A 23,326-nucleotide genomic window follows, 5' to 3' on the forward strand; every position below is an offset into this window, starting at 1 on the left:
AGCTCGTAGACGTCGCTCACCAGCCCCACCGCTGGTTGTTCCCCCCGTGGCAGGTCCACTGGCCGACCCTGGCCCAGTCGGCCGTGCTCCAGCCCAGGACTTCGAGGCACTTGCCGCTGTGGAGGTTGCCGATCAGTCCGTTGGACGTGTTCATGTACCACCGCTGGTTGTTCCCCCCGTGGCAGGTCCATTGACCGGCCACCGCTCCCTCGGCCGTGCTCCAGCCCAGGATCTCGAGGCACTTGCCGCTGTGGACGTTCTGGATCAGTCCGGTGGTGTAGCTGTAGTTCCACTGCTGGTTGTTGCCGCCGTGGCAGGTCCATTGACCGGCCTGCGCCCAGTCGGCCGTGCTGTAGCCGAGGATCTCGAGGCACTTGCCGCTGTGGAGGTTGCCGATCAGAGTGGATCTGACGCTCGATGACGCCACGGCGCTGGACACGCCGGAGGTCGTGCCGGTCAGGAACACTGCCGCGGTGACCAGGACGACCGATGCCGGCCTCACTCTTCGATTGATCGTGGGCATGGGGACTCCCGCGTGGCTGGAGCGATCTGTTCCAGGAATGCTGGCGCAGGCAAGCGGGTTCCGCATGGGTAGGCCCTACTCACCTTGCGCTCGACGCGGGCATGAAGGGGAGGACACTGGTCCGCCAGGACCCTCTACCTGAGAACCGCCGGCCGGCGGCCCGGCGCTAGAAGCCCCTTGACCACTCGACGACGTTGCGCAGCGGCCGCCCCGACGTGAACCTGCGCCAGTTGTCCTCGAAGACCTCGAGGATCTGGCCGGACTCCTGGTCGGAGCCGCCCGCCGTGTGCTGGGTCAGCAGCGTGCGCGGGCAGCTCCACAGCGGGTGGTCGGGGGGCAGCGGCTCGGTCGCGGTGACGTCGAGCACCGCTCCGCCGAGCCGTCGCTCCCGCAGCGCGGCCACCAGCGCGTCCTCGTCGACCAGGGAACCTCGGCCGGCGTTGACGAAGATCGCCCCGCGCGGCAGGAGGGCCAGCCGCGCGGCGTCGACCAGCCCGGCCGTCTCCTCCGTGCCCGGCAGCAGCCCCACGAGCACGTCGGTCTCGGGCAGCAGGGCGTCGAGCTCGCCTGGCGTCATCCTGCGCGAGTAGAGCGTCACCTCACACCCGAACGGCGCGAGCAGCTCGGCCAGCCGCCTCGCGATCGTGCCCGCGCCGAGGATGACCACCGAGGCGCCGGTCAGCAGCCGCAGCCCCGGCCGCAGCGGGGTGGTCGACCACTGGTGCCGCTCCCCCAGCCTGGCCAGCTCGTCCACGCCCCGGTAGAGGGCGAGGATTCCGGCAAGGCAGGTCTGCGCGACGGGGTCGGCGAAGGTGCCCGTCAGGTTCGTCACGGTGATCCGCCGGCCGAGCTCGGCCCAGTCGAGCCCCACATACCTGTCGATCCCCATGGACGACAGCTGCAGCCATCTGAGGCTCGCCGCCTGCTTCAGCCATTCGGGCGGGCAGTTGCCGACGGCGACCTCCGCACGCGCGAACACCTCGGCGTCACGGTCGGTGTGCTCCTTCGGCTCGGCGAACCACACGGGGACCTCACCGGCGAGCGAGCGGACTCGGTCCTTCTCCGCCGCGGTGAGCGCCAGCTCCACATACAGACTCATGGTTCCAGTGTGACCAGCCTTCGCCGTCAGAGCGCCGCCGTGGCGGTGACCAGGCCGGCGGGCGCGGCCATCTCCCTGAGCTGGTCGGCGAAGGCCAGCGCCTGCTCAGGCGTCATGCGCGGCTCGGTGCCTGTGTAGAACACCACGATGTCGCCCGAGGGCGAGCGCACGGGGGTGAAAGGAAGAAGAGGGGAGATCGCCATAGTGAGCATGATTCTTCCCTACGGCACCGACATTTTCCCGGCCATTTCCGGCCCTCCCACCGGCGCTCACATCCGGCTCCAAGCCGGACGCAAGCGCGCGGGGATACCTCTGGAGGGGTCGACAACCGTTCTTCCAGCTTGGAGAGACCCTCGTGCGCATCGGTGCCCGCGTCCTGATCGGCATGACCGCCGCCACCACGCTCGCCCTGTCCTGCTCGCCCGCCGCCTCCGCCGAACCCTCCACCGTCTGGAAGTGGGGCGCCCTCCACTCCACCGACGGGTGGGCCACCGCGTGGGGCAAGGTCTCGGTCGGCCAGTCGGGGCTGGTCGTGTCGGGCAACCTCGACGACTCCTACGGCAAGGGCTGCTCGTGGGCGCTCATCCGCTACCAGAACGCCCGCAACGGCCGCTGGCGGACGCACGGCGTCTACAACTGCGTCACGGGCACGGGCACCTTCCGCAAGGACGTGGGGGGCGTGCTGCAGATCAGGGTGAAGGTCTGCCGCGGCACGGCCAAGCGCCCTGTCGGCAAGTGCTCTCGCTGGAAGACCGTCTACACCCAGGGCGGCTGATCTCGCCGGCCGTACGGCCCCGGCTTCTGCGAGGCCGCCGCGCGGCGGTCCCTTCCGGGCGTTTCACGGAGGTGGCGCCGGTCACCGGCGCCTCCGTCCTCGTGGACGGCGGCATGCCCGCCCTGTGAGCCACCCGCCCTGGCGCCTCACTCCGCGCGGCCAGGGGACCCTTTCGGGTCCGATCCGCGGCAGCCGCCCCGCGCTTCGTCTCGCGGGCCGGCTGCTGCGGCTTCGGCTGGCGCCTACGGAGGCTCACGCGAGGGCAGGTGGCCCCGCGCCGCCGTCAGGCAGGGCAGGAGGCGCCGGAGTCCGGCATCTTGCCTTCCAGCAGGTAGGCGTTGACCGCCCCTGCCACGCAGCGGCTGCCTGACAGGTAGGAGCCGTGGCCCTCACCCTCGTACGTCAGGAGCGTGGCGGTCTTGAGCTGCTCGGTCAGCTTCGGACCCCACTGGTACGGCGTGGCGGGGTCGCCCTTGCCCGCCACGACCAGGATCGGCCCCGAGCCCGTCGCGTCGACCTTCCTGGCCTCGTCGCTGCCTGGCACCGGCCAGACCGAGCACATGGAGCCCGCCCCGGCGTTGCCGAACAGCGGCGAGATCTTCAGCGCCGCCTCCTCGGTGCGGAGAAGCTCCTCCTCGCCGGGCCGCTCGGCGGTGTCGACGCAGGTGATGGCGGGGAAGCTGGACATCTCGGTGGAGTAGCTGCCGTCGGGCTTGCGGCCGGTGTAGGTGTCGGCCAGGTACAGCAGCGCACCCCCGTCGCCCTTCAGCGCCGAGGCCACCGCGTTCTCGAGGAAGGGCCAGGTCAGCTTGGAGTAGAGCGCGGCGGCGACCGCGGTGCTGGCCAGGCCCTGGGTCAGCAGCCGGTCGCCGACCTGCAGCGGGGCGGTGACCGACCGCTCCATGAGACGGTCGATCTTGCTGCTGGCCGTCGCGGTGTCGGGGCCGAGCTCGCAGCCCTCGGCGACACACGCCTTCAGGAAGCTCTCGTAAGCCTGCTGGAAACCCTTGGTCTGCGCCATCGTGCGCTGGTAGAACGTGACGCTGGGGTCCAGCGGGGCGTCGAGGACGGTGCGGCCCACGTTCTTCGGGAACTTGGTGGCGTAGACGGCGCCGAGCTGCGTGCCGTACGACATGCCGAAGTAGTTGAGCTTGGCGTCGCCGAGCGCGACGCGCATCCTGTCGAGGTCCTGGGCGGCGTTCACGGTGCCGACGTACGGCAGGACCTCTCCCGAGTCCTTCTCGCACAGCTGGGCGAACTCCCGCATGGCCGCCTCGTTCTTGTCCCTGGTCTCGGCGTTGGCGGGAAGGGTGTTGAGCGCGACGTAGGCGTCCATCTGCGCGCCGGTGCCGCAGGTGACGCCGCGGCTGCGCTGCACGCCGCGCGGGTCGAAGCTCACCAGGTCGTAACGCGCGCCGAGCGTGCCGAACGCCTTGGCCGCCTGCGCCATCGTGTCGACGCCCGACGCGCCGGGCCCGCCGAAGTTGAACACCAGGGAGCCGATGCGCTGGCCGGGACCTGTCGCGGGAATCCTGATCAGCGCCAGGTCGAGCGTCTCGCCGTCCGGCTTGCCGTAGTCGAGCGGCACGGCCAGCTTCCCGCACTGCATGGTGGCGGCCGGAGTGGCGGGCGAGTCACCGCCCGGCCTGCGCAGATCCGTGCAGGCGCCCCAGGCAATCTTCCCCGCCGGGGCCGCGCCGGGCTCAGAGCCCGGGGCGGAGGCCGAACCGCTGGGCGTGGCCCCCGCGGAGGTGCCCGCGGAGGTGCCACAGGCGACGAGCGAGATGGACAGCCCCGCCGTCACGGTGACCGTGATGAGAGTCCAGCGCATGAAAAATATCCCCCGATATCGAGTAGCGACAAAATCCTGTCACAATCCCGGGCGAGGAACACGCCGCCCCGCGCGCGTCCTCATCGGCCGATGCTCCCCCTTGACCGGGAATTTTCGCCGTCGAACCGCAGCGCCTTCCACGCTAGCTCCGGCGCGCGCGCCTCGCGCGCGCAAGGCGGCAGGCGCCGTCGCGCCCCGGCATGGACGGCGAGGCGGCGTGCACCCCTCCTGAACACGCCGCCTCACCATCCAAGACAGCGCCCCCGCCCATCCATGACGCGACCGCGCGGAAAAACTTCCGGTGAAAAACCAGGAGCCCGCGCCGCGGACGGCACGGGCTCCCCTGGAGCGAAGGTCAGACGCCCATCGACTGGGTGTCGTTGCTCTCGGCGCCACCGGCCTCGGTGACACCGTTCTTCAGGTGGTAGCGCGCGATCGCCTCGCGCAGCACCTCGGCGTCGAGCTCGCCGCGCTTGACCAGACTGGTGAGCACCGCGAGGGTGATCGAGGCGGCGTCGACGTGGAAGTGGCGGCGCAGCGCCGAGCGGGTGTCAGACAGGCCGAACCCGTCGGTGCCGAGCGAGCTCCAGTCGCCTGGCACCCACTGCGAGATCTGGTCCTGCACGGCCTTCATGTAGTCACTGACGCCCACGAACGGCCCCTGGGCGCCGCTGAGCGCCCGGGTGACGTACGGCACGCGCTGCTCGGCGTCGGGGTTGAGCAGGTTGTGCTCGTCGCAGGCCAGCGCCTCGCGACGCAGCTCCGACCAGGAGGTCGCCGACCACACGTCGGCCGACACGCCCCAGTCCTCGGCCAGCAGGCGCTGCGCCTCCATCGCCCACGGGCCCGCGACGCCCGAGGAGAGGATGTTGGCCTTCGGCCCCTGCGTCTGCGGCCCGTCGGCGAACTTGTACAGGCCCTTCAGCAGGCCGTCGACGTCGAGGCCCGCGGGCTCGGCCGGCTGGACGTAGGGCTCGTTGTAGACGGTCAGGTAGTAGAAGACGTTCTCCGGCTGCTCGCCGTACATCCTGCGCAGGCCGTCCTTGACGATGTAGGCCGTCTCGAACGCCCACGACGGGTCGTAGGAGATGGAGGCCGGGTTCGTCGAGGCGATCAGCGGGGTGTGGCCGTCCTCGTGCTGCAGGCCCTCGCCGTTCAGCGTGGTGCGGCCCGCCGTCGCGCCGACCAGGAAGCCCCTGGTCATCTGGTCGCCCATCTGCCACATCTGGTCGCCGGTGCGCTGCCACCCGAACATCGAGTAGAAGATGTAGATCGGGATCATGTGCTCGCCGTGCGTGGCGTAGGAGGTGCCCGCCGCGGTCGCCGAGGCCATCGAGCCCGCCTCGTTGATGCCCTCGTGCAGGATCTGACCCTCGGTCGACTCCTTGTACGACAGCAGCAGGTCCCTGTCGACAGCCTCGTAGGTCTGGCCGTGCGGGTTGTAGATCTTCGCCGTCGGGAACATCGCGTCGAGGCCGAAGGTGCGGGCCTCGTCGGGGATGATCGGCACGAACCTCTTGCCGATCTCCTTGTCACGCATGAGGTCCTTGAGCAGCCTGACGAAGGCCATGGTGGTGGCCACCTGCTGCTTGCCCGAGCCCTTGGCGAACTGCTTGTAGACGTCGTCGCCCGGCAGTTTGAGGGACTTGGCGCGCACGACGCGCCTGGGCAGCACGCCGCCCAGCGCCGCGCGGCGCTCCTTCATGTAGGCGATCTCTTCGTCGTTCTCGCCAGGGTGGAAGTACGGCGGCAGGTCGCCCTCGAGCGCGGAGTCGGGGATCGGCAGGTAGAGCCGGTCGCGGAACTCCTTCAGCTCGGCCTTGGTCATCTTCTTCATCTGGTGCGTGGCGTTGCGCGCCTCAAAGTCCTTGCCGAGGGTCCAGCCCTTGATGGTCTGGGCGAGGATGACCGTCGGCTGGCCGACGTGCTCACGGGCCGCCTTGAAGGCCGCGTAGACCTTGCGGTAGTCGTGGCCGCCGCGCGACAGCTTGCGGATGTCGTCGTCGTTGAGGTGCTCGACCATCTTGCGCAGGCGCGGGTCGCTGCCGAAGAAGTTGTCGCGGATGTAGGCGCCCGACTCGACCGAGTAGGTCTGGAACTGGCCGTCGGGCGTGGTGTTCATCTGGTTGACCAGCACGCCGTCGACGTCGGCCGCCAGCAGCGGGTCCCAGTCGCGGCCCCAGACGACCTTGATGACGTTCCAGCCCGCGCCGCGGAAGTACGACTCGAGCTCCTGGATGATCTTGCCGTTGCCGCGCACGGGGCCGTCGAGCCGCTGCAGGTTGCAGTTGATGACGAAGGTGAGGTTGTCGAGCTCCTCGCGGGCGGCCAGGCCGATGGCGCCGAGCGACTCGGGCTCGTCCATCTCGCCGTCGCCGAGGAAGGCCCAGACGTGGCTGCGCGAAGTGTCCTTGATCTGGCGGTTGAGCAGGTAGCGGTTGAACCGCGCCTGGTAGATCGCGCCGATCGGGCCCAGGCCCATCGACACGGTCGGGAACTCCCAGAAGTCGGGCATGAGCCGCGGGTGGGGGTAGGAGGGCAGGCCGTGGAAGCCGTGCGACAGCTCCTGGCGGAAGGCGTCGAGCTGCGCCTCGTTGAGACGGCCCTCGAGGAAGGCGCGGGCGTAGATGCCAGGCGCGGCGTGACCCTGGAAGAAGACCTGGTCGCCGGACTCGCCGTGGTCCTTGCCGCGGAAGAAGTGGTTGAAGCCCACTTCGTACAGCGAGGCGGCCGAGGCGTAGGTGGCGATGTGGCCGCCGACGTTGGTGCGCGCGTTCGCGCGCGAGACCATGACCGCGGCGTTCCACCTGATGTAGGCCCTGATGCGGCGCTCGACGTGCTCGTCGCCGGGGAACCAGGGCTCGCGCTCGGGCGGGATGGTGTTGATGTAGTCGGTGCTGCGCAGGCCGGGCACGCCGACCTGATGCTCTCGGGCCCGCTCCAGCAGGCGCAGCATCAGGTAGCGGGCGCGGGTGCGCCCCTCGGTCTTGATGACGTTGTCGAGGGACTCGAGCCACTCGTTGGTCTCGCTGGGGTCGACATCAGGCAGCTGGCTGGGTAGGCCGTCGCTGATGATCGAGAAACGCTGGCGTCCGGAAGCCACTGGGTCTCGCCTTCCGAGGATCGACTGATGTCTGGTCTGGGTCGCCTTCCATCCTGGTCGCTAACTCCGGAAAGTGCATCTCTACTGACCGGTAACCAGAACGTCCCTGCTGGCAGGGCCATGAATGGTGGCCTAGACCACCGATGGTAGGACGAATCGCCACCAAAGGTTACATCTAGGTACGGATTTAACAACCCCGGAAAAGCTACGAAATTTTCGGCAAGGAGTCGAGGCGCCGACCGGCCGCCGCGACGGACCGCGCGTCAGCGTAGCGCCACAGGAGAAGGGGTCAGCGGGCGGGTAACGTTTCGGTCATCATTCCGCCAGCCGCTCTGTGAGCTGAAGGCCCTTTTCCTATCGCGCCCGCCGTACGAAGGTGGAGGTATGAACGCGACGGTAGGAGACCGGCTGCACGTGCACGGGAGCACCGTGGGCGAGAGAGACCGGATCGGAGAGATCATCGAGGTCCGCGGCACGGACGGCGGGCCGCCTTACATGGTCAGGTTCGACGACGGCCACACCGGCCTGGTCTTTCCCGGCCCGGACGCGGTGGTCGAGCCCAAGTAGGATTTCCATGTGAAATCCCAGATCATCTCGCTGACCACCGGGTCGCGCGAGACGGTGCACGACATCACCGGCGAGTGCCAGTCCTTCGCGGGCTCGGTGGGCGGCGACGGGCTGCTGCACGTGTTCGTGCCGCACGCGACGGCCGGGGTGGCGATCATCGAGCTCGGCGCGGGCAGCGACGACGACCTGCTGGCGGCGCTCGGCGACCTGCTGCCGGCCGACGACCGATGGCGACACGCCCACGGCTCGAAGGGCCACGGCAGATCGCACGTCATGCCGGCGCTCATCCCGCCCTTCGCCACCGTCCCCGTGCTGGGCGGGCGGCTGGCACTGGGCACCTGGCAGTCGATCGCCATCGTCGACCTCAACGTCGACAACCGTGAACGCCAGGTTCGCCTGTCGTTTTTGTCTGATTAATCCGTCTCGAGTACGGCCGTCATCGTGGCGACCGTTGACGACTGAGGGTCACAGCGTGTGGACTGTCCCGAAGCGATGACCGCATATCAGGAGGGATACAAGTGAGCGCGACCGCGGGTCAGGCGCAGGGCGAGCGCGGCCTGGCCGAACGACTCGGCCTCAAGCCGGGTCAGGTGGTGCAGGAGATCGGTTGGGACGAGGACTGCGACGAAGAGCTTCGCGAGTCCATCGAGAACCTGACCGGCACCGAGCTACTCGACGAGGACACCGACGAAGTCGCCGACGTGGTGCTGCTGTGGTGGCGCGATGGCGACGGGGACCTCTTCGACGCTCTGAGTGACGCCATGCGATCACTGGCCGACGCGGGCCAGATCTGGCTCCTGACTCCCAAGGCAGGCAGAGACGGCCACGTGGAGCCGAGCGACATCGGGGAGGACGCCACCACGGCGGGCCTCTCCCAGACCAGCAGCATCTCCGCCGCACCCGATTGGTCGGGGACCAGGCTTGTGGCGCCCAAGGGCCGGCGCTAGTCAGACGTTGAGCCTGCCGTGCGGCCCCCAGGGCCGTACGGCAGGATGAACCGCATGGCTCCCGACTTCGAACTGCCCGACCAGCACGGCACGCCGGTCAGGCTCTCAGGCCTGCGCGGCAGCCGCGTCCTGCTGATCTTCTATCCGGTGGCCTTCAGCGGGGTGTGCCGCGGCGAGCTCGCCCAGGTACGCGACGAGCTCATCCCCCAGCTGCCCGCCGACGTACGGGTGCTCGGCGTCTCGGTCGACTCGATGTTCGCCCAGCGGGCATGGGCCGAGCAGGAGGGGTACGAATTCCCCCTGCTATCCGATTTCTGGCCCCACGGACAGGTCGCTCAGGCGTACGGTGTCTTCGACGAAAAGAGAGGGCTCGCCAAGCGCGGGACCTTCCTCATCGATGGCGAGGGCGTGATCAGGTGGTCGGTCGTCAATCCGATCTCCTCGGCGCGTGACGTCGCCGACTATCTCAAGGCTTTGTCGTAACGGAGGGAAACCATGCCCTGCTACCAGTGCGGGGCCCGGCAGACCGACCCGGTCCGCGGCGTCTCGCCGTGGCGGCGCGGGGTCCGCGGCGAGGTCCAGGTGCTCATCTGCCCGGACTGCCAGCTGTCCCACGACCTCGAACTCGACGTGTGCGAGTCCTGTGGCTCCTCGTCGCTCATCTGCCGGCTCGGCGAGGTCGAGTGCCGTTCCTGCGGTTCGGTACGGCTCGCGCGACTGTCGGCGCCCACGGGTTCGACCCCGCTTCCCGGCCTGGCCGACGAGGTCGAGGCGGCGCTCAACAGAGTGCTGGGTCTTTCTCGACATTAGGTGCGCTATCGTTCATAGCCGTTGACCTGCCCCTGCCCCTCAGGATGACCGCTATGAGTTCCTACGTTGTCGCGCTCGATGTCGGTGGCACGTCCATGAAGGGCGGCCTCGTCAGCGAGAACGGTCAGGTGCTGGTGACCGACCGGCGTCCCACGCTGCGCGGCGACGAGGCGGTGGGCGCCGTCAGAGAGTTCGTCTCCGACCTGGCCGCCAGGGGCGACGGCATGCCCGCCGGGGTCGGCCTGGCCGTACCCGGCCTCGTCACGGCCGACAGCGCGATCTACGCCGCCAACATCGGCTGGCGCGACGTGCCCGCGCGCTCCTTCGTGGACATGGACGTCCCCGTCATGCTCGGCCACGACGTCCGCACCGGCGGCCTGGCCGAGAGCGTGCTGGGCGCGGGGCGCGGGATCTCCGACTTCCTGTTCCTGCCCATCGGCACCGGCATCGCCGGCGCCATGATCCTGTCCGGCCGGCCGTACGGCGGCGCGGAGGGCTGGGGCGGCGAGATCGGCCACATCCCCGTCTTCCCCGACGGCGAGCCCTGCGCCTGCGGGCAGCTCGGCTGCCTGGAGACCTACGCCTCGGCCGCCTCGGTCGGACGCCGCTACAGCGAGCGCTCGGGCATCGCGGGGGTGAAGGCCGAGGAGGTCGTCGCCTCCGACGACCCGCTGGCCATCGAGGTGTGGGACGAGGCGGTGGAGGCGCTGTCGCTGGCCCTGGCCACGTACACGCTGCTGCTCGACCCCTCCGTCATCGTGCTCGGCGGCGGGCTCGCCGAGGCGGGCCCCGCCCTGTTCGACCCGGTACGCACCAGGCTGGTCAAGCGCCTGGCCTTCAGGGAGGCCCCTCCCCTGGTGGCGGCGGCACTGGGGGTGAACGCGGGCATGCTGGGCGCGGCCCTCCTGGGCTGGAGGGCGGCGGGTGTGCCTGGAGCGGGCACGGGATGGACAATGGATGTGCGATCGGCGCCCGCGGTGTCGTAAGGTGTAGTGCCGATCAGGGGCGGTTAGCTCAGCGGTAGAGCACTCGCCTTACAAGCGAGGGGTCACTGGTTCGATACCAGTACCGCCCACCTGCACGAAGAAGCCCGGTAGCGATCTTGCTACCGGGCTTCGTGCCATTAGCGCGCCATTAGCCCACGCGGGCGAGACCGTCGGCCAGACTGATCACAAAGACAGACACCCGTCCGAGGTACTGCTAAAGCCGCGCTATCAGACGCTCCTGGAACGGGGTGTAATCGCAACCAGGAAACAGTCGGGGAAGACCTCAAGCATGTTGCGCAGATTCGTCACGATGTCATGGAAGCCGGGTCTCCCCAGCTCAATGTCAGCGAAGAGGAACTCCCCGCCGCGAGCCCCTCTGGTGGTGAGCAAGGCGTCCATGTACTCGCCGTAGGTGAGATCGAGCTTGGTGTAGGTAACGGGGTACGGGTGGCTGGGGTACGGCTCAGTGTCGGCATGCGGGTCGTCGAACCAGATTTCGACCGGGCAGGCATCTGGCTGCACGCGCAAGTGGGTCAGGTGGCCGCTCCCTGTGCCCCTGGAGCCCGCAACGCACCGTAACTGAGAAAGAAGGCGGCGTTGGAACTCTGTGCTTCATCCCAGCTGTCTTCGTCAGCTTCGGGGTGTCTTGTCTGATGGCTGACTTCGCCTGGCGCTACTTCCCGCGCGTGCCCTGAGACCTAGACTTGACTGCATGAGCGTCACGCGGGACGAACTGCATCACCTGGTTGACCAGTTGCCGGAGTCGGAGCTACGGCCCGCTCTGGAACTGATTCGCGGGCGGTTGGACGAGCCCGCCCCGGCAGAGCGTGATCTGCCGTTCTTCGCGTCGTTCGAGGCCGAGCCGGATCTGGCCGAGCGGCACGAGGAGATCCTGCGTTCGGAAATGGGCCGCTGACGTGCTCCTGTGCGACACGGGTGTGTTGCTCGCTGCGGGCAACGTCAAGGACGAGCACCACCATGCCTGCCTTAAGCTGCTCCGCCAGGCAGAGGGACCGCTGCTCGTGCCGTCTCCCGTGATGGGAGATGCCCGGCTGATCGCAGGCGTGGCCGTCTGAGTGACTATCTGGGTGACAACGACAGTGGACGACCCTGGACAGCAGCGCATTGCCACGGACATGTATGGCCAGGTCAGAGCTGGCGCCTGTGCAGGTCCCAGTCCTCCCTGGGGTGCCTTACAAGCGAGGGGTCACTGGTTCGATACCAGTACTGCCCACCTGCACGAAGAAGCCCAGTAGCGATCTTGCTACCGGGCTTCGTGCCATTAGCTCACACGGACGAGTGCTCCCGAAGATCGTCCGGGCTGCCCTAATTGATCTTGTCGTCCGTCGCGTCAGCGATCTTGCGGTCGGCCTCCGCCGTACTGTGTTGGCCCGCCACCGCGCGTTCGCTGACCCGGTCGGCGCGAGCGTCGAGCAGGATGGGGCGGATGTCGAGCTGGTCACCCCAGGCCAGGGTCCACCGGCCGAGGTCGCTGGCAGGAGACAGCAGTTCAACGGCTTGCGCCGCAGCAGGCGCCGCCCGCACCAGCAGGTGGTGATCGGCCCAGTCCGGTGGTAGGTGGTCCGGTCCGTCAGGCCGTCGAGGCGGATGATGGTGTGAAAGGCCAGACCTCGCCGCACCCCGCAACCACTCCGACGTCAAAGCCTTCGACTGGGACCTGGCCATGCGCGACGTCGAACCCGACGCCCCACTGTTCACCGCCGAGAAGATCACCGCGAACTGCAACGTCGCGATCATGCTGGGCGGGCCACACAATCTGGCAGCTATGGAGGAATGGCCGTGGGAAGAACCGACCCACGACCGGCGGCGCGACGGCCCAGCCCGCTCACCAGCGATGCTCATGGGAGCTCCGCGCGGTGTACGCACTCCAGGCAAGCCCGGTCCGCTGTGGGCGAGAACGGTATCGACCAGCCGCACACGGGCAATGGATACATCGACTCCCCGCACAAGCTGATCTTCGTGTCGAGCGGTACGGCGTGCTGCACCGCGTTCCGTCCAGTGCCGGACAGCCCAAGTCGGTAGACGTCACAGGGATGGTCCGACCCCGATTCCGTGGCGTACACGAGCAGGTCGTCCCAGTGAACCGGCCAGCGCCGAACGCCGCCCGGTAGATCGTCGGCCGCGTCGTCGAGCTCGAACAAGGCCAGGGTGCCGTTGCGCAGGACCATGACCACGGTTCCACGCTGACCGATCAACCACGCGCCAGAGGCACGGGTCCGAGCCGGACTGTGCAGCAAGTCCACGATCTTGGCCCGCACCCCCGGCATACGCCGAGGCGATGTCACCTCGGTGCCTTGCTCGCTGTTCCCACATCATCAGATACGGCCGACAGCGGTCGTATCCCCCGAAGGTCGGCGTAGCGGAAGGCGATTCGTCGAGCGGCCCGTGATGGATCCATGGCCGGATGGCGGGCTTACACGGCACGCTTGCGCCGCCCGTCCCAGCCCGACCTCCACCAGAACCACTCGCCGTCGCACCACACCACCAGCCCGAGCGCCATGCGTACCCGTCGTGCGTGTCCGCGGTATGTCGTGCTCTCGCAGCAGGGCGTCTCGGTGACGCCCCAAAGCTCTCGATGCGTTCTGGACCCCCGTTGTGGGCGGTAGTCCAGCACCGTGTTCGCATGGCGGGGGCCTACTTCATCCCCCACTTTAGGGGGCTAAAAAGTCGAGGGTAGAACTTGGCCTTAGCCCTCGTAATAGGCCTGGGGGCCTGTCTCGCGCGGGGGTCGCCGTCGGCCAGACTGATCCGAAACAGACACCTCTGAGGTACGGCTAGAGCCGCGCTGCCAGGCGCTCCTGGAACGGGGTGTAGTCGCAACCAGGAAACAGCCGGGGGAAGACCTCAAGCATGTTGCGCAGATTCGTCACGATGTCATGAAAGCCTGGTTTCCCCAGCTCCATTTCAGCGAACAGAAACTCCCAGCCGCGAGCCCCTTTGGTGGCGAGCAAGGCGTCCATGTACTCACCGTAGGTGAGATCGAGCTTGGTGTAGGTCACGGGGTACGGGTGGCTGGGAGACGGCCCAGTGGCGGCATGCTGGTCGTCGAACCAGATTTCGACCGGGCCGGCATCTGGCTGCACGCGCAAGTGGGTCAGGTGGCCGCTCCCTGTGCCCCGGGAGCCCGCGATGCACCGTGACTGAGAATAGAAGCGACGTTGGAACTCTGTGGTCGGGTACCCCATGGGCACATCGCCCTGCTCGACCACATCCAACAGCGGAAACACATCGATTTCGCCGTGGACGCGGAGAAGGGGCCCGGTCGTCTGCCACGCGATGAAGAACTCCGAGAACCGGAGCTGGTGAGACACCAGCCCTCCAGCCATGGACACATTCTCCCACTCGGGGCGATACTCTCCCAGATCATCACCGATCGCCGGGCGTAGCCGTTCGCCTACCCCTGCGCTGAAGACCTCGAAGTGCGGGCTTTGTTGAATCTCCTCAAGGGAATCCAGGTGCAATCGTTCGTACGAGGTGAGACCTCCACGGCCGCCTCCAATAGTCCAAACTGTTGATATCGGGACATGATGCCGGATCTCTGCGTCAAAGATTCCCGATCTCGCCCGATCAGGAGTAGCCGCGAGGTCGGTACCTCATAAGAACGGCGGCAGGCCAGAACCCGCCTCCGGCGGAGGACAGAGCTCCGGGGTGATCACCTCGACCAGTCCGGGAATCGGTGAGCTGCAGTGGAGCCCGAGCGACCGTGCCGATGCGATCGCAGGAGTCGATGGGTGAGGCCACGGTCTCCGGCTACGCGCGATTCGATCACGACGGTACGGCTGTCGCGCTCGACGTCCTCGACGTCAGCGGCCCACACGTCTCCGACCGCGAGCACCGCGTTTCCTGCTCGACGGGCACCACGAGCCGCTCGCCGCCGCCGGGACGGGGCGATCGGTACCGTTGCTGTCGTTCATCTCCATGGGCAGTTCGCGCGGCTCCGCACCCCTAATTGAGGGGTGAACCAAGGGAAGGTTATGGCAGGGTATCGGGGTGATTGAGCGACTCCCTGGAAACGTGGCTGAGGCGATCGCCGCCGAACAGGCCGGTCAATCGTTGAAGTTCCTCCACTTCTGGGGTCACCAGAGCCTGCGCCCCGGCTGCCTGTCGCAGTGGTGGCCGGTCACCTTCACCGAGGACGGGCAGACGTACGGCTCAGCCGAGCACTACATGATGGCGCACAAGGCCTGGCTGTTCGACGACCGCGAAACCGCAGCCAAGATCCTTGCTGCCGGGCATCCGGGCGAGGCCAAGAAGCTGGGCCGCGCCGTACGGGACTTTGACGAAGAGGCCTGGGACGCTCACCGGTTCGACATCGTGGTGCGCGGCAACATCGCCAAGTTCGGCCAGCATGCCGCGCTGAAGGAGTTTCTGCTTGGCACGCGTAACCGGGTGATCGTCGAGGCCAGCCCCCTCGATCGGATCTGGGGGATCGGCCTGACCGCCGATGACGAGCGAGCCGCCTCTCCTGCGACGTGGCGGGGGCTCAACTTGCTGGGCTTCGCGCTGATGGCCGCGAGGGAGACACTGGCGTGAGTTTCGGCCACGTCGCCGTGCTGAAGCGGTCGGCTTCAGGCTCGTCGATGGCCGTGCGCGATGGGGGTCGCCCATTGCGACAGCGTGTCGCTAGATCACCCGGGGCTCGTTGTCCGCCGGGTCCACCGGGACGATCTCCTCCACCGTCACCCTGTGGTCGCGGCCGTTGTGATAGCCGAACGACTGGCCGGGCTCGCTGGCGAGCTGTGTGAGGGTCGCGTGCGGAGCCTGGTCGGCGTCGATCTCGCCGTCCTGGATCGAGAAGCTGTAGTGGCCGCCCGCGCCGGCGTCGGCGTCGATCACCGCGTGGAGCCGGTCAAGCCGAATCCTGGAGGGCACCTGCACCCGGAGCGGCTGGGGTCCATCGACACGCAGGATGGCCCGCCCTCGGTCGGGAACCGGCTGGTCGCGGAATCCGGGCCGGCCACAGCATTTCTTGTACTTGCGCTGAGAGGCGCACCAGCAGGGCGTGTTGCGCTCCGGCGGCCAGGAGATCGCGCCCCGATCCGGCAGCGTGGACAGGTAGGCCAGCCGTGTGCTTCGACGTCGGGGGTCGCGTCCCGTCCGCTTGGCGAACGCGTCGACCTCCGCCAGGTCGATGGCGACCACCGAGACCTGGCCGAGCTCGGCCGAGTCGTGCAGCGATGACTCCAGCTCGCGACGGTAATCCTCGTGGTCGAGGGGGAATGTGGCGTCGAGCAGCCCTTCGGCCAGGCCCTTGGCGTACTCCCGCGGGGGCAGATAGGCCATCCGGAACCTGGAGCGCACGCCACCCAGCGCCCGCTTCCCTGTGGGCGTGGCTGCGGCGCCTGCTGCGCTGAGCAACTCCTCCATCGCGCTCCCGAGCCGGGCGCTCGACGCCTGCCGGTGTTCGGGATCGGGGCTGCGCTCCTCGATCCGCTCAGCCTCTTCCTCAAGCCCGAGGCTTCTGGCCAGAGCGGCCCCCTGCCTGGCCAGGAACGCGCCACGGTCGGTCTGCCCCTGTTCGGCGAGGAAAGCCGGGGCCAGGTAGTAGAAACGGATGTCGCGGCGCTCCGGTAGCAGGAGCGACATGTCGCGATGGAGGGACTCCATCTCGGCCAGGCCCTCGGCGTCGCGGTAGGCAGCGCGCAGGGCACCCAGGGCGAAGCGCTGGTCGGGGTGGGCGTTGAGTACCTCGGTCAGCAGCTCGACCGCGTCGTCGAGTTCGTCGTCGTCATAGAGCTCGACCAGTTCCCATGCGAGCTCGAACACCCCGGGATCGCCCTGGCTGCGCGGGTCCAGCAGCACCTGCAGGACCGTCTCCCTGGCCGCAGACTCGTTGGTGACCTCGCCGGACTCGTCCAGCTCGCCGAACTGCTCGTAGACGGCGTCGAGCACCTGCGCGGGCTTCAGGGGGTGGAAGAACATGTCGGGGAGCATGGGTTCATTTTCCATGCGGCGCGGGTACCGTGAGCCGTTCTTGGCTGAGGTCGGCGGAGTGGCATGAAGCGGCCCGCTCGCTGCGTCACGAGATCGTGGATGCCCGTCATGGCGCGCCGGGCCGCCGGGCGATGGTGAGCAGGTGGCCGCTCACCCCCAGCAGCGACGGGACGGACTCCATCGAGCGCTGGGCATCGAGCAGCAGCGTGCGGCGTTCCGGATCGTCGAGCCACTCGTCGACGTCGCCGTACAGCCAGAAGGCGCCCTCGAGCCCGTACCGCTCGGCGGCGGGAAGTCCTGCGTCGGCGAACTCGCCAGGGACCTCGTCGGGGTCGTGGAAGTAGGCGGGGAACCCGCGCCCTGGTGAGAGCATGATCCCGTTCTTCGCGGCCGCGTGCGCCGCCTCCCGCTGTCGCTCCTCGGCGTACGCGCCCGTGTGAACCATGTGGTGTACGGCCGCGTACCGGTTGATGGTCGCGGCGGCCACCAGTCCGCCTGGCCGTACGGCGCGGCGAGCCTCGGCCAGCGCCCGCACCCGGTCGGAACGCTCGGCCAGATGGTAGAGCGGGCCCAGCAGCAGGACCGCGTCCACGCTCGCGTCCGGCACCGGAAGCTCCCGCGCGTCGCCCAGCCGCGCTGTCACCCCGGCCAGCTCCGAGGCCCGCTCCACGTGCAGCGGGACCGGATCCAGCAGCTCGACCTCGTAGCCGTCGGCGACCAGCCACTCGGCGTGCACCCCTGTGCCGCCTCCCACGTCGAGCACCCGTGCCGGAGCGGGCCGCAGCGATCGGCGCAGCACATCCTGTGTCCGCCAGAACTCCAACCGGTCACGCCCTTCGCGAAGCCGGCCGTGTTCTCTGTCCTGTTCGTAGTAGGCGAGCAGCTCCCGTGTCACCGTCATACTCGATCATGTCGTGGGCCGTGCGCTGCGGGCAAACGAGTTGCTCTCCAGCGTTCCGCGCCCCGATTGACTGGTCGAGTCCCGCTCTTCGGTCCGACCTTGAGGCGTTTGCCGCGCGGTCGGCCAAGCCGGACGTCCACGGGTCTCCGACCCCCGCCCGGCGGTGACGACGCTCACGTCCCGCCCCGGCACATCGAGGCCCGCCTCACGGACGGCGCATGGTCTCGTCAGCTGAAAGGCCGGCTTGCCCACGCCTCTACAAGGTCGTCGTCGGACATGTCGCTTCCTTGACGATCCCGCTCATAACAGCACGGTTTCACTTCGACAGAACTCGGATACATTACGCAAAGTAGCGCATCGCTACTCATAGTCACCAAGGAGAGTACGTTGATCAAGTCGATCATCCTGATTCCGGCACTCGCCGCGGTAGCGGCCGTCTTCCCCGGCACGGCCGGCGCGACCACAGGCGACCCGTCGCCCTTCGAGGTCGTCGAGATGACCGGGGCTCAGGAGGTTCCCGGTCCCGGCGATCCGGACGGCGTGGGCATCTTCGCCTGGAAGGTGAAGGACAAGTCGCTCTGCTACGTCATCACCGCCCACAAGATCGAACCCGCGACCGCGGCGCACATCCACAGGGGCGCGGCAGGAGTGGCGGGTCCGATCGTGGTGACGCTGGAAGCGCCCACCGACGGCTTCGCGAGCGCCTGCATCCGCGTCGAGAAGCATCAGACGGAGGAGAACCAGGACACCACGCTGACCCGCGAGGAGCTGCGGGACATCGTCCGGAATCCGAGCGGGTTCTACACCAACGTCCACAACGCGCCGTTCCCGGATGGCGCCATCCGGGGCCAGCTCGGCGATGCCGTCTAGGTCGCGCCTGAGCGGCCCCGTAGCGACCGGGTAGAGATCCCGTAGTCGCCCTGCCCAGCGGCTGGCCGTACGGGCAAGCTGTCCCGTCCAGCGGCTTCTCGACGACGTCAAGTGACCGCTTCACGGAGTTTGGTGCCAGACTCCGTGAAGCAGCACCATCTGTATCAACTGGCTGCGAAAGTCGATGGGCGCGCGTGCTCTACCGGTATTGCCGGCTCCGAACCGGAGGTTCGGGGCTGCGGGTCACCGGGGTCGGTTGCCCTTCTTCTTACGGCCGGCCGGTACGGCCCGGCGTCCGGAGCCATTCTGGACGGGTTTCTGGGGCTGCCGCTGTGCCGGTTTCTCCGCAGAGGAGGCGGGGGTACGGCCCCGCGAGCTGTTCACCGTCCGGCCGCGGACGACGCCGATGAAATCCTCCACCAGGTCTGTGGTCGCGTCCGTGGGCCAGGCCAGCGCGACCTGAGACTGCGGCGCGTCCGTCACCGGCCGGTACGTGAGGTCCCTGCGGTGGTGGAGGCGTGCCAGCGACTGCGGAACCAGGAGAAGCCCAGTGCCGGCCGCCACCAGCTCGACGGCGTCCGCCGTGGTGGGCGGCCGGCTGAACGCGGGCAGCCCGGGGCGGGCCGTCCAGTCGATGGTGTCGTCCAGAGGATGGAACACCTCGTCGTCGGTCAGGTCGGCGGTGGTCACCTCGTCGGCGGCGGCCACCGCGTGGTCCTTGGGCACCACGACCACCGTGGTCTCCACGTAGAGAGGGATCACGCTGAGCCCGTCGCGGTCGACCGGCAGCCTGACGAATCCGGCGTCGGCGCCGCCGTCCCGCAGAAGTCGCACCACCTCGGCGGCGGCGACCTCGACCAGGATGATCGGCACGCTGGGCATCCTCTCGGTCCAGACGTTGACCCATTTGGCGGGGGTCACCCCGGGCACGTACGCCAGCCGGAACACCCTGCCGATCTCCCCATCAGTCACTTCCTCAGGGTACCGATGTCAGGGGAACCCGTTCCGACTGACTACTCTCGACGCCATGACCTCGCCCAAACCGAAGACCATCCAGACGATGAAGCCCGAGACCGCGGCCAAGAAGCTGGGGGTCCTCCTCTCGGCCACTCCCGCCGAGTTCCAGGCGGGTGTCGTCTCCAGGGACGAGCTGAACGAGTTGCAGGCGAAGCCACCCACCTGGCTCGCTGACCTGCGCCGCAACGGCCCGCACCCCAAGCAGGTCGTCGCCGCGAAGCTCGGGATCTCCATCTCCGGCCTGGCCAGAGGCGGGATCACCGGACCGCTCACCACCGCTGAGATCGATGAGCTGAAGGCGGAGAACCCGGCATGGCTGGAGCGCGAGCGATCCGTCCAGGCCGAGGCCCGCAAAGAGGCACTCCGCCTCAAGCAGCGCTAGACAGCTGAGACCCTGCACGGCTCAGCCTGGAGACGAGCTCGTCCGATGAGCCGCCGGGAAGTCCTCGATGCCCTGCGGAACCAGAGAACTCACGCACTGGCACCAGGCGATACGGTCCGCGCCGGGTCAGACAGCACACCTGCGACAAGAGCTCTGTTTCCGATCGCGGAAACGGGCCGTGAGCCACGGCGGCCGTCTCGGAACGGCTGGTCAACTATGGTGACCGGCCATGAGGACCCTCATCGTCGGCGGCAGCGGCTTGCTCGGCAGCGAGCTCGCTCGACAGTGTTCGCAGGCAGGACACGAGGTGGCTGCGACGTACCTGACCCGAGCTGGAGAGACCGCCGGCGTTGAGTGGCTGCCGCTCGACGTGCGCCGACGAGAGAACGTCGATGAGCTGATCTGCGCCTTCCAGCCGGAGGCGGTCATCAACGCCGCCTTCCGGCAGACGGATTGGACGACCACGGCGACCGGCGCAGCGAACGTGGCTCTCGCCGTCTCCATGGCGGGTGGACGCCTCGTCCATGGTGCGGTGTCCAGTACATGTGGCTGACCTTGCTGCGGCGCTCCTGGAACTTGCCGCATCCGGGTATCCGCGCGGGCCGGCTGGTGTGGGCCTCACCGGCACTCCTGGCGCCGTCCACGACGTGAGTGCCGCTCGCGCGGTGAGCTTGATCGACGCATTGACCGTTGCTGGCGTGAAGACGTTTGCGGATAAGGGCTGTCCCGGTCCACATCGTCCAACTCCTCGGCGAGAGTCTGCCGAGGCCGGGCGGGGACCAGGAAATCGGCTCTGGCATGCCGTCGCCATGGCACTCCACCGCGGTCGCTGACCTGCCGCAGTCAGCATGCCGCCATAAGGGACGAGCTCTATGATCAGGTTCGTCCTGATCGTTGAGATTCGGAGAAGATGTCAATCACATGCGCCGTGCCATGCTCCTTCTTGGTGGCGTCGCCCTCGCCGTCGGCGCGTTCGCCCTCTTCTACCGAGGCCCGGGACAACCGTTCATCCGCGGTTACGTGAGCGACGTCGGCGCCACCATGCTGGTCTACGCGTTCTTGGGGCTGCTGTGGCGCACCACCGCCGCACGCCGCACCCTGGCCACGGCCGCGATCGCCGCCGCCGTCGAGTTCTACCAAATAGTCGGCATGACCCCGCCGGGCATCGGCGGTGTCCTGGTCGGCGCGTTCCCCGACCCATGGGACCTGATCGCCTATGCCATCGGTGTGGTCGCGGCCCTGGCCTGGGAACGCCGATTGGTCCGATCCGGTGATCAGACCGGCGGACTCGCGGACTCCACCCCACCGGCACGCTGACGGTACGGATGCCCCACAGCGGCGAGGTCATCGGGTTCGTCCTGCGCGGCGGCCAGCCGTTGCTGAAGGTGCTCGTCTGGGCGAAGAGCGAGCCGCTCAGCTCTGGCAGACGGCACAGTCCTCGATCAGTCAGCCACCACGACGGTCGTCGACGGTTACGGCCAGGCCAGGCCATCCGTCCGCGAAACGGCGCAGGTCGTCTGCGAGTGGGGGCAGGTGCCCGCAGGGCAGAAAGTGCACGGTCGTCCCTGTGGCGCCGTCGCCGGCGACGGCCTCCAGGCCGGTGACGGGGACGCCGTGCTCGTACCGCTGGACCCAGGACCCGTTCAGGCGGCGGTTGGTGTGGACGAGCCACTCGCTGAGCGCGGCGACGACGGACATACCGCGGCGCGGATGCCCGTCGGGAAGCGTCTCCGCGCCGGGGTCGTCGAAGAAGCGCAGGTCCTTGGACGACATGACGGGCTTCTTCACCGGCCGCCCCTGCTCGTCGAAACGGGTGTCGGTGCCCCGCCCCTCGTCGGCCACGGACACCGAGCCGTCGAGGTGGAGGATGACGGTGCAGCGCCCGGCGCCCGTGCTCGCCGCCTCGTCGGCCGGGTGGGCGAGGACTTCGAGGATCAGGTGCCGGACGCCGCCGGGGGCGAACTCGGCCGGGTTCCCCTGGATGCGGGCGAGGTGGCCGAGGTCGACGTCGGTCGCCCAGTCATGGGTGGTGTTACACCAGGAGGATCGGGAGGTGCTCACCACAGCACCCTAGTCACGGCTCAAGAGACGTTGAAGGACACTGCCTCGCTGATGCAGGAGCGTTGAGCTGACAGGTGCTTGTTCGGGGCTGTCGTCGGGTGGCCGCCCTCCTCATCAGCGATCAAAGACGTGTTGCGACGCGGATCAGGTCAGCGACTGCACGAAGGCGGCTGTGCGACGGCCAGGCGATCACCGTTGTCACGGGCGGAGCGTCCAGGACCGGCACGGCGGCGGGGTCCCGGCGCAGGTCGGCGCTGGCTGACTCGGGAATGACCACAGTGGTACGGCCGAGCGCGATCAGCTGGGCGGTGGCGGACGGTGTGCTCGGTGTGAACCATGACCCAACGCGTGGTCTCCAGCGTGGGAGCCGTCCGAGTGGGGTCCCGAGTGTCCCTGAGGTAGCCGGCGCCAGGCGGGCGGGAATGCCCTGGGCGCGCCGCCGCTCGGCGGTTGGCGGCGTGCCCAGGGAGGTGACCGCCCGGATGGGCGGTCGGTACGCGTCACGTCCGCGGCGGGGAAGGCGCCTGACGAGGCGTCGGAGGGAAAGGTCCGACGCCCTTCAGCGGACAGGGGTGACGCGGGTCAGCCGGCCGGCTCGGCGAGGCGCCGGCCGGACAGGTCGCCGGAGGGACGCCACGCACCCTCGGGGTCGCCGGTGGCGACCTCGAACCACGACACGGTGTTGACCACAGGAGCTCCAGCCGTCGAGTTTCTCGAACAAGGCAACGATAAGTCGTGATGGCGACAACCCTATGTCGGTGTTTCCGAACGACTAATCGAGCAGAGTGCCGTGAACGATCATGTCAGGGACGTCCGTCACGTAGCCCTCGAGCGGCCGGTCGGGACAGCGCTCGTCGCTGACGGATGCGCTCGCGATGCGGTCGAGCCTGAAGACGCGGACGTCGTCGCGAAGGCGGCACCAGGCCACCAGGTACCAGAACCCGCCCCGTCCGCCCAGGAAGACCCCGGGCTCGACGTCGCGGGAGGTGAGCGCGCCCTTCCTGTCGGCGTAGTCGAGGCGCAGGACGCGGCGGCGCAGCAGGGCGTCCTCGATGACGCGGGAGACGCCCGCGCGGCCGAGCGGCTGGATCTCCTCGCCGGTTTCGACGGGGGCGACGAGCTGGACGCGGCTGGCGAGCTCTCGCGCCAGCTCACCCTCCGAGCCCGGCATCGCGGCGACGACCTTGCGCAGCGCGCTGCGCGCCTGGCGGCCGAACGGCTGGTCTCCCGCCCTGCTGAGGGCGATGGCGATGGCGACGGCCTCGGCGGGGGTGAAGTTGAGCGGCGGCAGCGAGTGGTTCTTGTCGACCGCGTAACCACCGCTGCGGCCCGGCTCGGCGTAGATGGGCACGCCCGACTCCTGGAGGGCGGCGATGTCACGCTCGATCGTGCGCACGCTCACCTCGAAGCGTTCGGCGAGCTGGCGCGCTGACCGGCACCTGGGGGAGATCGCGCGCAGGTCCTCGACAAGCGCGTAGAGCCGATCGGTACGGTTCACA

27 protein-coding genes, 1 tRNA gene and 1 pseudogene are annotated in these 23,326 nt (G+C 68.5%); 15 read left to right on the plus strand and 14 right to left on the minus strand.

Annotation, left to right across the window (positions count from 1 at the left end; genetic code table 11):
• Positions 1 to 16: 16 nt before the first annotated feature.
• From ABFX50_RS16430 to ABFX50_RS16440, 3 genes are all read right to left on the minus strand, one after another.
• Positions 17 to 502 carry an RICIN domain-containing protein gene (locus ABFX50_RS16430; protein WP_346147276.1) on the minus strand — a complete coding sequence of 162 codons (486 nt, stop codon included), beginning with the start codon at positions 500 to 502 and terminating at the stop codon, positions 17 to 19.
• Between the two features lie 187 nt (positions 503 to 689).
• Positions 690 to 1,622, minus strand: a complete 933-nt coding sequence (locus ABFX50_RS16435; RefSeq protein WP_346147277.1) for a D-2-hydroxyacid dehydrogenase — start codon at positions 1,620 to 1,622, stop codon at positions 690 to 692.
• A 26-nt stretch (positions 1,623 to 1,648) separates the two neighbouring features.
• A complete protein-coding gene (locus tag ABFX50_RS16440) occupies positions 1,649 to 1,834 on the minus strand; it encodes a hypothetical protein (RefSeq protein WP_183646764.1) in 186 nt (61 codons plus the stop codon).
• 143 nt (positions 1,835 to 1,977) lie between these two features.
• Here ABFX50_RS16440 and ABFX50_RS16445 point away from each other — a divergent pair, with 143 nt between their 5' ends.
• Positions 1,978 to 2,397: a hypothetical protein gene (locus tag ABFX50_RS16445; RefSeq protein ID WP_346147279.1), complete on the plus strand. Its 420-nt coding sequence runs from the start codon at positions 1,978 to 1,980 to the stop codon at positions 2,395 to 2,397.
• Between the two features lie 283 nt (positions 2,398 to 2,680).
• On the opposite strand, the gene ABFX50_RS16450 is transcribed toward ABFX50_RS16445, so the two are convergent.
• Positions 2,681 to 4,228, minus strand: a complete 1,548-nt coding sequence (locus tag ABFX50_RS16450; RefSeq protein WP_346147281.1) for an alpha/beta hydrolase — start codon at positions 4,226 to 4,228, stop codon at positions 2,681 to 2,683.
• A gap of 355 nt (positions 4,229 to 4,583) precedes the next feature.
• Positions 4,584 to 7,331, minus strand: coding sequence for a pyruvate dehydrogenase (acetyl-transferring), homodimeric type (aceE, locus tag ABFX50_RS16455; RefSeq protein ID WP_346147283.1), 2,748 nt, complete (start codon positions 7,329 to 7,331; stop codon positions 4,584 to 4,586).
• Positions 7,332 to 7,715: 384 nt separating this feature from the next.
• Between aceE and ABFX50_RS16460 the strand changes: the two genes are divergently transcribed.
• From ABFX50_RS16460 to ABFX50_RS16490, 7 genes are all read left to right on the plus strand, one after another.
• Positions 7,716 to 7,898 (plus strand): DUF1918 domain-containing protein, encoded by a 183-nt coding sequence (locus ABFX50_RS16460; protein WP_183646777.1) that lies wholly within the window; start codon positions 7,716 to 7,718, stop codon positions 7,896 to 7,898.
• A 9-nt stretch (positions 7,899 to 7,907) separates the two neighbouring features.
• A complete protein-coding gene (locus tag ABFX50_RS16465) occupies positions 7,908 to 8,315 on the plus strand; it encodes a secondary thiamine-phosphate synthase enzyme YjbQ (RefSeq protein ID WP_346147285.1) in 408 nt (135 codons plus the stop codon).
• 101 nt (positions 8,316 to 8,416) lie between these two features.
• A complete protein-coding gene (locus ABFX50_RS16470) occupies positions 8,417 to 8,845 on the plus strand; it encodes a DUF3052 domain-containing protein (protein WP_183646783.1) in 429 nt (142 codons plus the stop codon).
• Between the two features lie 45 nt (positions 8,846 to 8,890).
• Positions 8,891 to 9,328 carry a peroxiredoxin gene (locus tag ABFX50_RS16475; protein WP_183660063.1) on the plus strand — a complete coding sequence of 146 codons (438 nt, stop codon included), beginning with the start codon at positions 8,891 to 8,893 and terminating at the stop codon, positions 9,326 to 9,328.
• A 12-nt stretch (positions 9,329 to 9,340) separates the two neighbouring features.
• Complete coding sequence (locus ABFX50_RS16480; protein ID WP_183646786.1) at positions 9,341 to 9,655, plus strand: hypothetical protein; 315 nt, start codon at positions 9,341 to 9,343, stop codon at positions 9,653 to 9,655.
• A gap of 53 nt (positions 9,656 to 9,708) precedes the next feature.
• Entirely contained in the window at positions 9,709 to 10,641 is a 933-nt protein-coding gene (locus tag ABFX50_RS16485; RefSeq protein ID WP_346147288.1) for an ROK family protein, read from the plus strand.
• Positions 10,642 to 10,658: 17 nt separating this feature from the next.
• A tRNA-Val gene (locus tag ABFX50_RS16490) sits at positions 10,659 to 10,730 on the plus strand.
• A gap of 139 nt (positions 10,731 to 10,869) precedes the next feature.
• Here ABFX50_RS16490 and ABFX50_RS16495 read toward each other — a convergent pair.
• Positions 10,870 to 11,163, minus strand: a complete 294-nt coding sequence (locus tag ABFX50_RS16495; RefSeq protein WP_346147290.1) for a hypothetical protein — start codon at positions 11,161 to 11,163, stop codon at positions 10,870 to 10,872.
• 190 nt (positions 11,164 to 11,353) lie between these two features.
• Here ABFX50_RS16495 and ABFX50_RS16500 point away from each other — a divergent pair, with 190 nt between their 5' ends.
• Positions 11,354 to 11,557: a hypothetical protein gene (locus ABFX50_RS16500; protein ID WP_192773569.1), complete on the plus strand. Its 204-nt coding sequence runs from the start codon at positions 11,354 to 11,356 to the stop codon at positions 11,555 to 11,557.
• Between the two features lie 410 nt (positions 11,558 to 11,967).
• Here the strand turns inward: ABFX50_RS16500 and ABFX50_RS16505 are convergent, their stop codons facing one another.
• The 3 genes from ABFX50_RS16505 to ABFX50_RS16515 form a co-directional block, all read right to left on the minus strand.
• Positions 11,968 to 12,399, minus strand: coding sequence for a replication initiator (locus tag ABFX50_RS16505; protein ID WP_346147292.1), 432 nt, complete (start codon positions 12,397 to 12,399; stop codon positions 11,968 to 11,970).
• A gap of 101 nt (positions 12,400 to 12,500) precedes the next feature.
• Positions 12,501 to 12,836 carry a hypothetical protein gene (locus ABFX50_RS16510; RefSeq protein WP_346147294.1) on the minus strand — a complete coding sequence of 112 codons (336 nt, stop codon included), beginning with the start codon at positions 12,834 to 12,836 and terminating at the stop codon, positions 12,501 to 12,503.
• 600 nt (positions 12,837 to 13,436) lie between these two features.
• Positions 13,437 to 13,988 carry a hypothetical protein gene (locus ABFX50_RS16515; RefSeq protein WP_346147296.1) on the minus strand — a complete coding sequence of 184 codons (552 nt, stop codon included), beginning with the start codon at positions 13,986 to 13,988 and terminating at the stop codon, positions 13,437 to 13,439.
• A 688-nt stretch (positions 13,989 to 14,676) separates the two neighbouring features.
• Between ABFX50_RS16515 and ybiA the strand changes: the two genes are divergently transcribed.
• On the plus strand, positions 14,677 to 15,195 hold the full coding sequence (ybiA, locus tag ABFX50_RS16520; RefSeq protein WP_346147298.1) for a riboflavin biosynthesis intermediates N-glycosidase: 519 nt from the start codon (positions 14,677 to 14,679) through the stop codon (positions 15,193 to 15,195).
• A gap of 90 nt (positions 15,196 to 15,285) precedes the next feature.
• Here the strand turns inward: ybiA and ABFX50_RS16525 are convergent, their stop codons facing one another.
• A complete protein-coding gene (locus ABFX50_RS16525; protein ID WP_346147300.1) occupies positions 15,286 to 16,611 on the minus strand; it encodes an SEC-C metal-binding domain-containing protein in 1,326 nt (441 codons plus the stop codon).
• Positions 16,612 to 16,702: 91 nt separating this feature from the next.
• Positions 16,703 to 17,497: a class I SAM-dependent methyltransferase gene (locus tag ABFX50_RS16530; protein WP_346147301.1), complete on the minus strand. Its 795-nt coding sequence runs from the start codon at positions 17,495 to 17,497 to the stop codon at positions 16,703 to 16,705.
• A 387-nt stretch (positions 17,498 to 17,884) separates the two neighbouring features.
• Between ABFX50_RS16530 and ABFX50_RS16535 the strand changes: the two genes are divergently transcribed.
• Complete coding sequence (locus tag ABFX50_RS16535) at positions 17,885 to 18,367, plus strand: CHRD domain-containing protein (protein WP_346147303.1); 483 nt, start codon at positions 17,885 to 17,887, stop codon at positions 18,365 to 18,367.
• Between the two features lie 243 nt (positions 18,368 to 18,610).
• Here ABFX50_RS16535 and ABFX50_RS16540 read toward each other — a convergent pair whose 3' ends face one another.
• Complete coding sequence (locus ABFX50_RS16540; RefSeq protein ID WP_346147305.1) at positions 18,611 to 19,339, minus strand: LysR family substrate-binding domain-containing protein; 729 nt, start codon at positions 19,337 to 19,339, stop codon at positions 18,611 to 18,613.
• Positions 19,340 to 19,394: 55 nt separating this feature from the next.
• Between ABFX50_RS16540 and ABFX50_RS16545 the strand changes: the two genes are divergently transcribed.
• From ABFX50_RS16545 to ABFX50_RS16560, 4 genes and pseudogenes are all read left to right on the plus strand, one after another.
• On the plus strand, positions 19,395 to 19,766 hold the full coding sequence (locus ABFX50_RS16545) for a DUF5997 family protein (protein ID WP_346147307.1): 372 nt from the start codon (positions 19,395 to 19,397) through the stop codon (positions 19,764 to 19,766).
• A 229-nt stretch (positions 19,767 to 19,995) separates the two neighbouring features.
• Complete coding sequence (locus ABFX50_RS16550; protein WP_346147309.1) at positions 19,996 to 20,319, plus strand: NAD-dependent epimerase/dehydratase family protein; 324 nt, start codon at positions 19,996 to 19,998, stop codon at positions 20,317 to 20,319.
• Between the two features lie 47 nt (positions 20,320 to 20,366).
• Positions 20,367 to 20,497, plus strand: a pseudogene (locus ABFX50_RS16555) (IS5/IS1182 family transposase); the annotation flags it as partial.
• Positions 20,498 to 20,699: 202 nt separating this feature from the next.
• A complete protein-coding gene (locus ABFX50_RS16560; RefSeq protein WP_346147311.1) occupies positions 20,700 to 21,083 on the plus strand; it encodes a DUF2809 domain-containing protein in 384 nt (127 codons plus the stop codon).
• A 129-nt stretch (positions 21,084 to 21,212) separates the two neighbouring features.
• Here ABFX50_RS16560 and ABFX50_RS16565 read toward each other — a convergent pair whose 3' ends face one another.
• Together ABFX50_RS16565 and ABFX50_RS16570 are read right to left on the minus strand one after the other, a co-directional pair.
• Positions 21,213 to 21,827, minus strand: coding sequence for an ATP-binding protein (locus tag ABFX50_RS16565; RefSeq protein ID WP_346147313.1), 615 nt, complete (start codon positions 21,825 to 21,827; stop codon positions 21,213 to 21,215).
• Between the two features lie 772 nt (positions 21,828 to 22,599).
• The gene (locus ABFX50_RS16570; RefSeq protein ID WP_183646863.1) at positions 22,600 to 23,325 is read right to left on the minus strand and encodes a helix-turn-helix transcriptional regulator; all 726 of its coding nucleotides are present in this window, start codon (positions 23,323 to 23,325) and stop codon (positions 22,600 to 22,602) included.
• Position 23,326 lies beyond the last annotated feature (1 nt).

Source organism: Nonomuraea recticatena (assembly GCF_039533245.1).
Taxonomy (GTDB): Bacteria; Actinomycetota; Actinomycetes; order Streptosporangiales; family Streptosporangiaceae; genus Nonomuraea; species Nonomuraea roseola.

Excerpts from the sequence above, each read along its gene's own strand:
- ABFX50_RS16435 (WP_346147277.1), bottom strand. The coding sequence starts at position 1,622 with ATGAGTCTGTATGTGGAGCTGGCGCTCACCGCGGCGGAGAAGGACCGA.
- ABFX50_RS16440 (WP_183646764.1), bottom strand. The coding sequence starts at position 1,834 with ATGCTCACTATGGCGATCTCCCCTCTTCTTCCTTTCACCCCCGTGCGC.
- ABFX50_RS16450 (WP_346147281.1), bottom strand. The coding sequence starts at position 4,228 with ATGCGCTGGACTCTCATCACGGTCACCGTGACGGCGGGGCTGTCCATC.
- ABFX50_RS16460 (WP_183646777.1), top strand. The coding sequence starts at position 7,716 with ATGAACGCGACGGTAGGAGACCGGCTGCACGTGCACGGGAGCACCGTG.
- ABFX50_RS16475 (WP_183660063.1), top strand. The coding sequence starts at position 8,891 with ATGAACCGCATGGCTCCCGACTTCGAACTGCCCGACCAGCACGGCACG.
- ABFX50_RS16480 (WP_183646786.1), top strand. The coding sequence starts at position 9,341 with ATGCCCTGCTACCAGTGCGGGGCCCGGCAGACCGACCCGGTCCGCGGC.
- ABFX50_RS16485 (WP_346147288.1), top strand. The coding sequence starts at position 9,709 with ATGAGTTCCTACGTTGTCGCGCTCGATGTCGGTGGCACGTCCATGAAG.
- ABFX50_RS16500 (WP_192773569.1), top strand. The coding sequence starts at position 11,354 with ATGAGCGTCACGCGGGACGAACTGCATCACCTGGTTGACCAGTTGCCG.
- ABFX50_RS16505 (WP_346147292.1), bottom strand. The coding sequence starts at position 12,399 with ATGATCGCGACGTTGCAGTTCGCGGTGATCTTCTCGGCGGTGAACAGT.
- ABFX50_RS16515 (WP_346147296.1), bottom strand. The coding sequence starts at position 13,988 with ATGGCTGGAGGGCTGGTGTCTCACCAGCTCCGGTTCTCGGAGTTCTTC.
- ABFX50_RS16525 (WP_346147300.1), bottom strand. The coding sequence starts at position 16,611 with ATGGAAAATGAACCCATGCTCCCCGACATGTTCTTCCACCCCCTGAAG.
- ABFX50_RS16530 (WP_346147301.1), bottom strand. The coding sequence starts at position 17,497 with ATGACGGTGACACGGGAGCTGCTCGCCTACTACGAACAGGACAGAGAA.
- ABFX50_RS16545 (WP_346147307.1), top strand. The coding sequence starts at position 19,395 with ATGACCTCGCCCAAACCGAAGACCATCCAGACGATGAAGCCCGAGACC.
- ABFX50_RS16550 (WP_346147309.1), top strand. The coding sequence starts at position 19,996 with ATGAGGACCCTCATCGTCGGCGGCAGCGGCTTGCTCGGCAGCGAGCTC.
- ABFX50_RS16560 (WP_346147311.1), top strand. The coding sequence starts at position 20,700 with ATGCTCCTTCTTGGTGGCGTCGCCCTCGCCGTCGGCGCGTTCGCCCTC.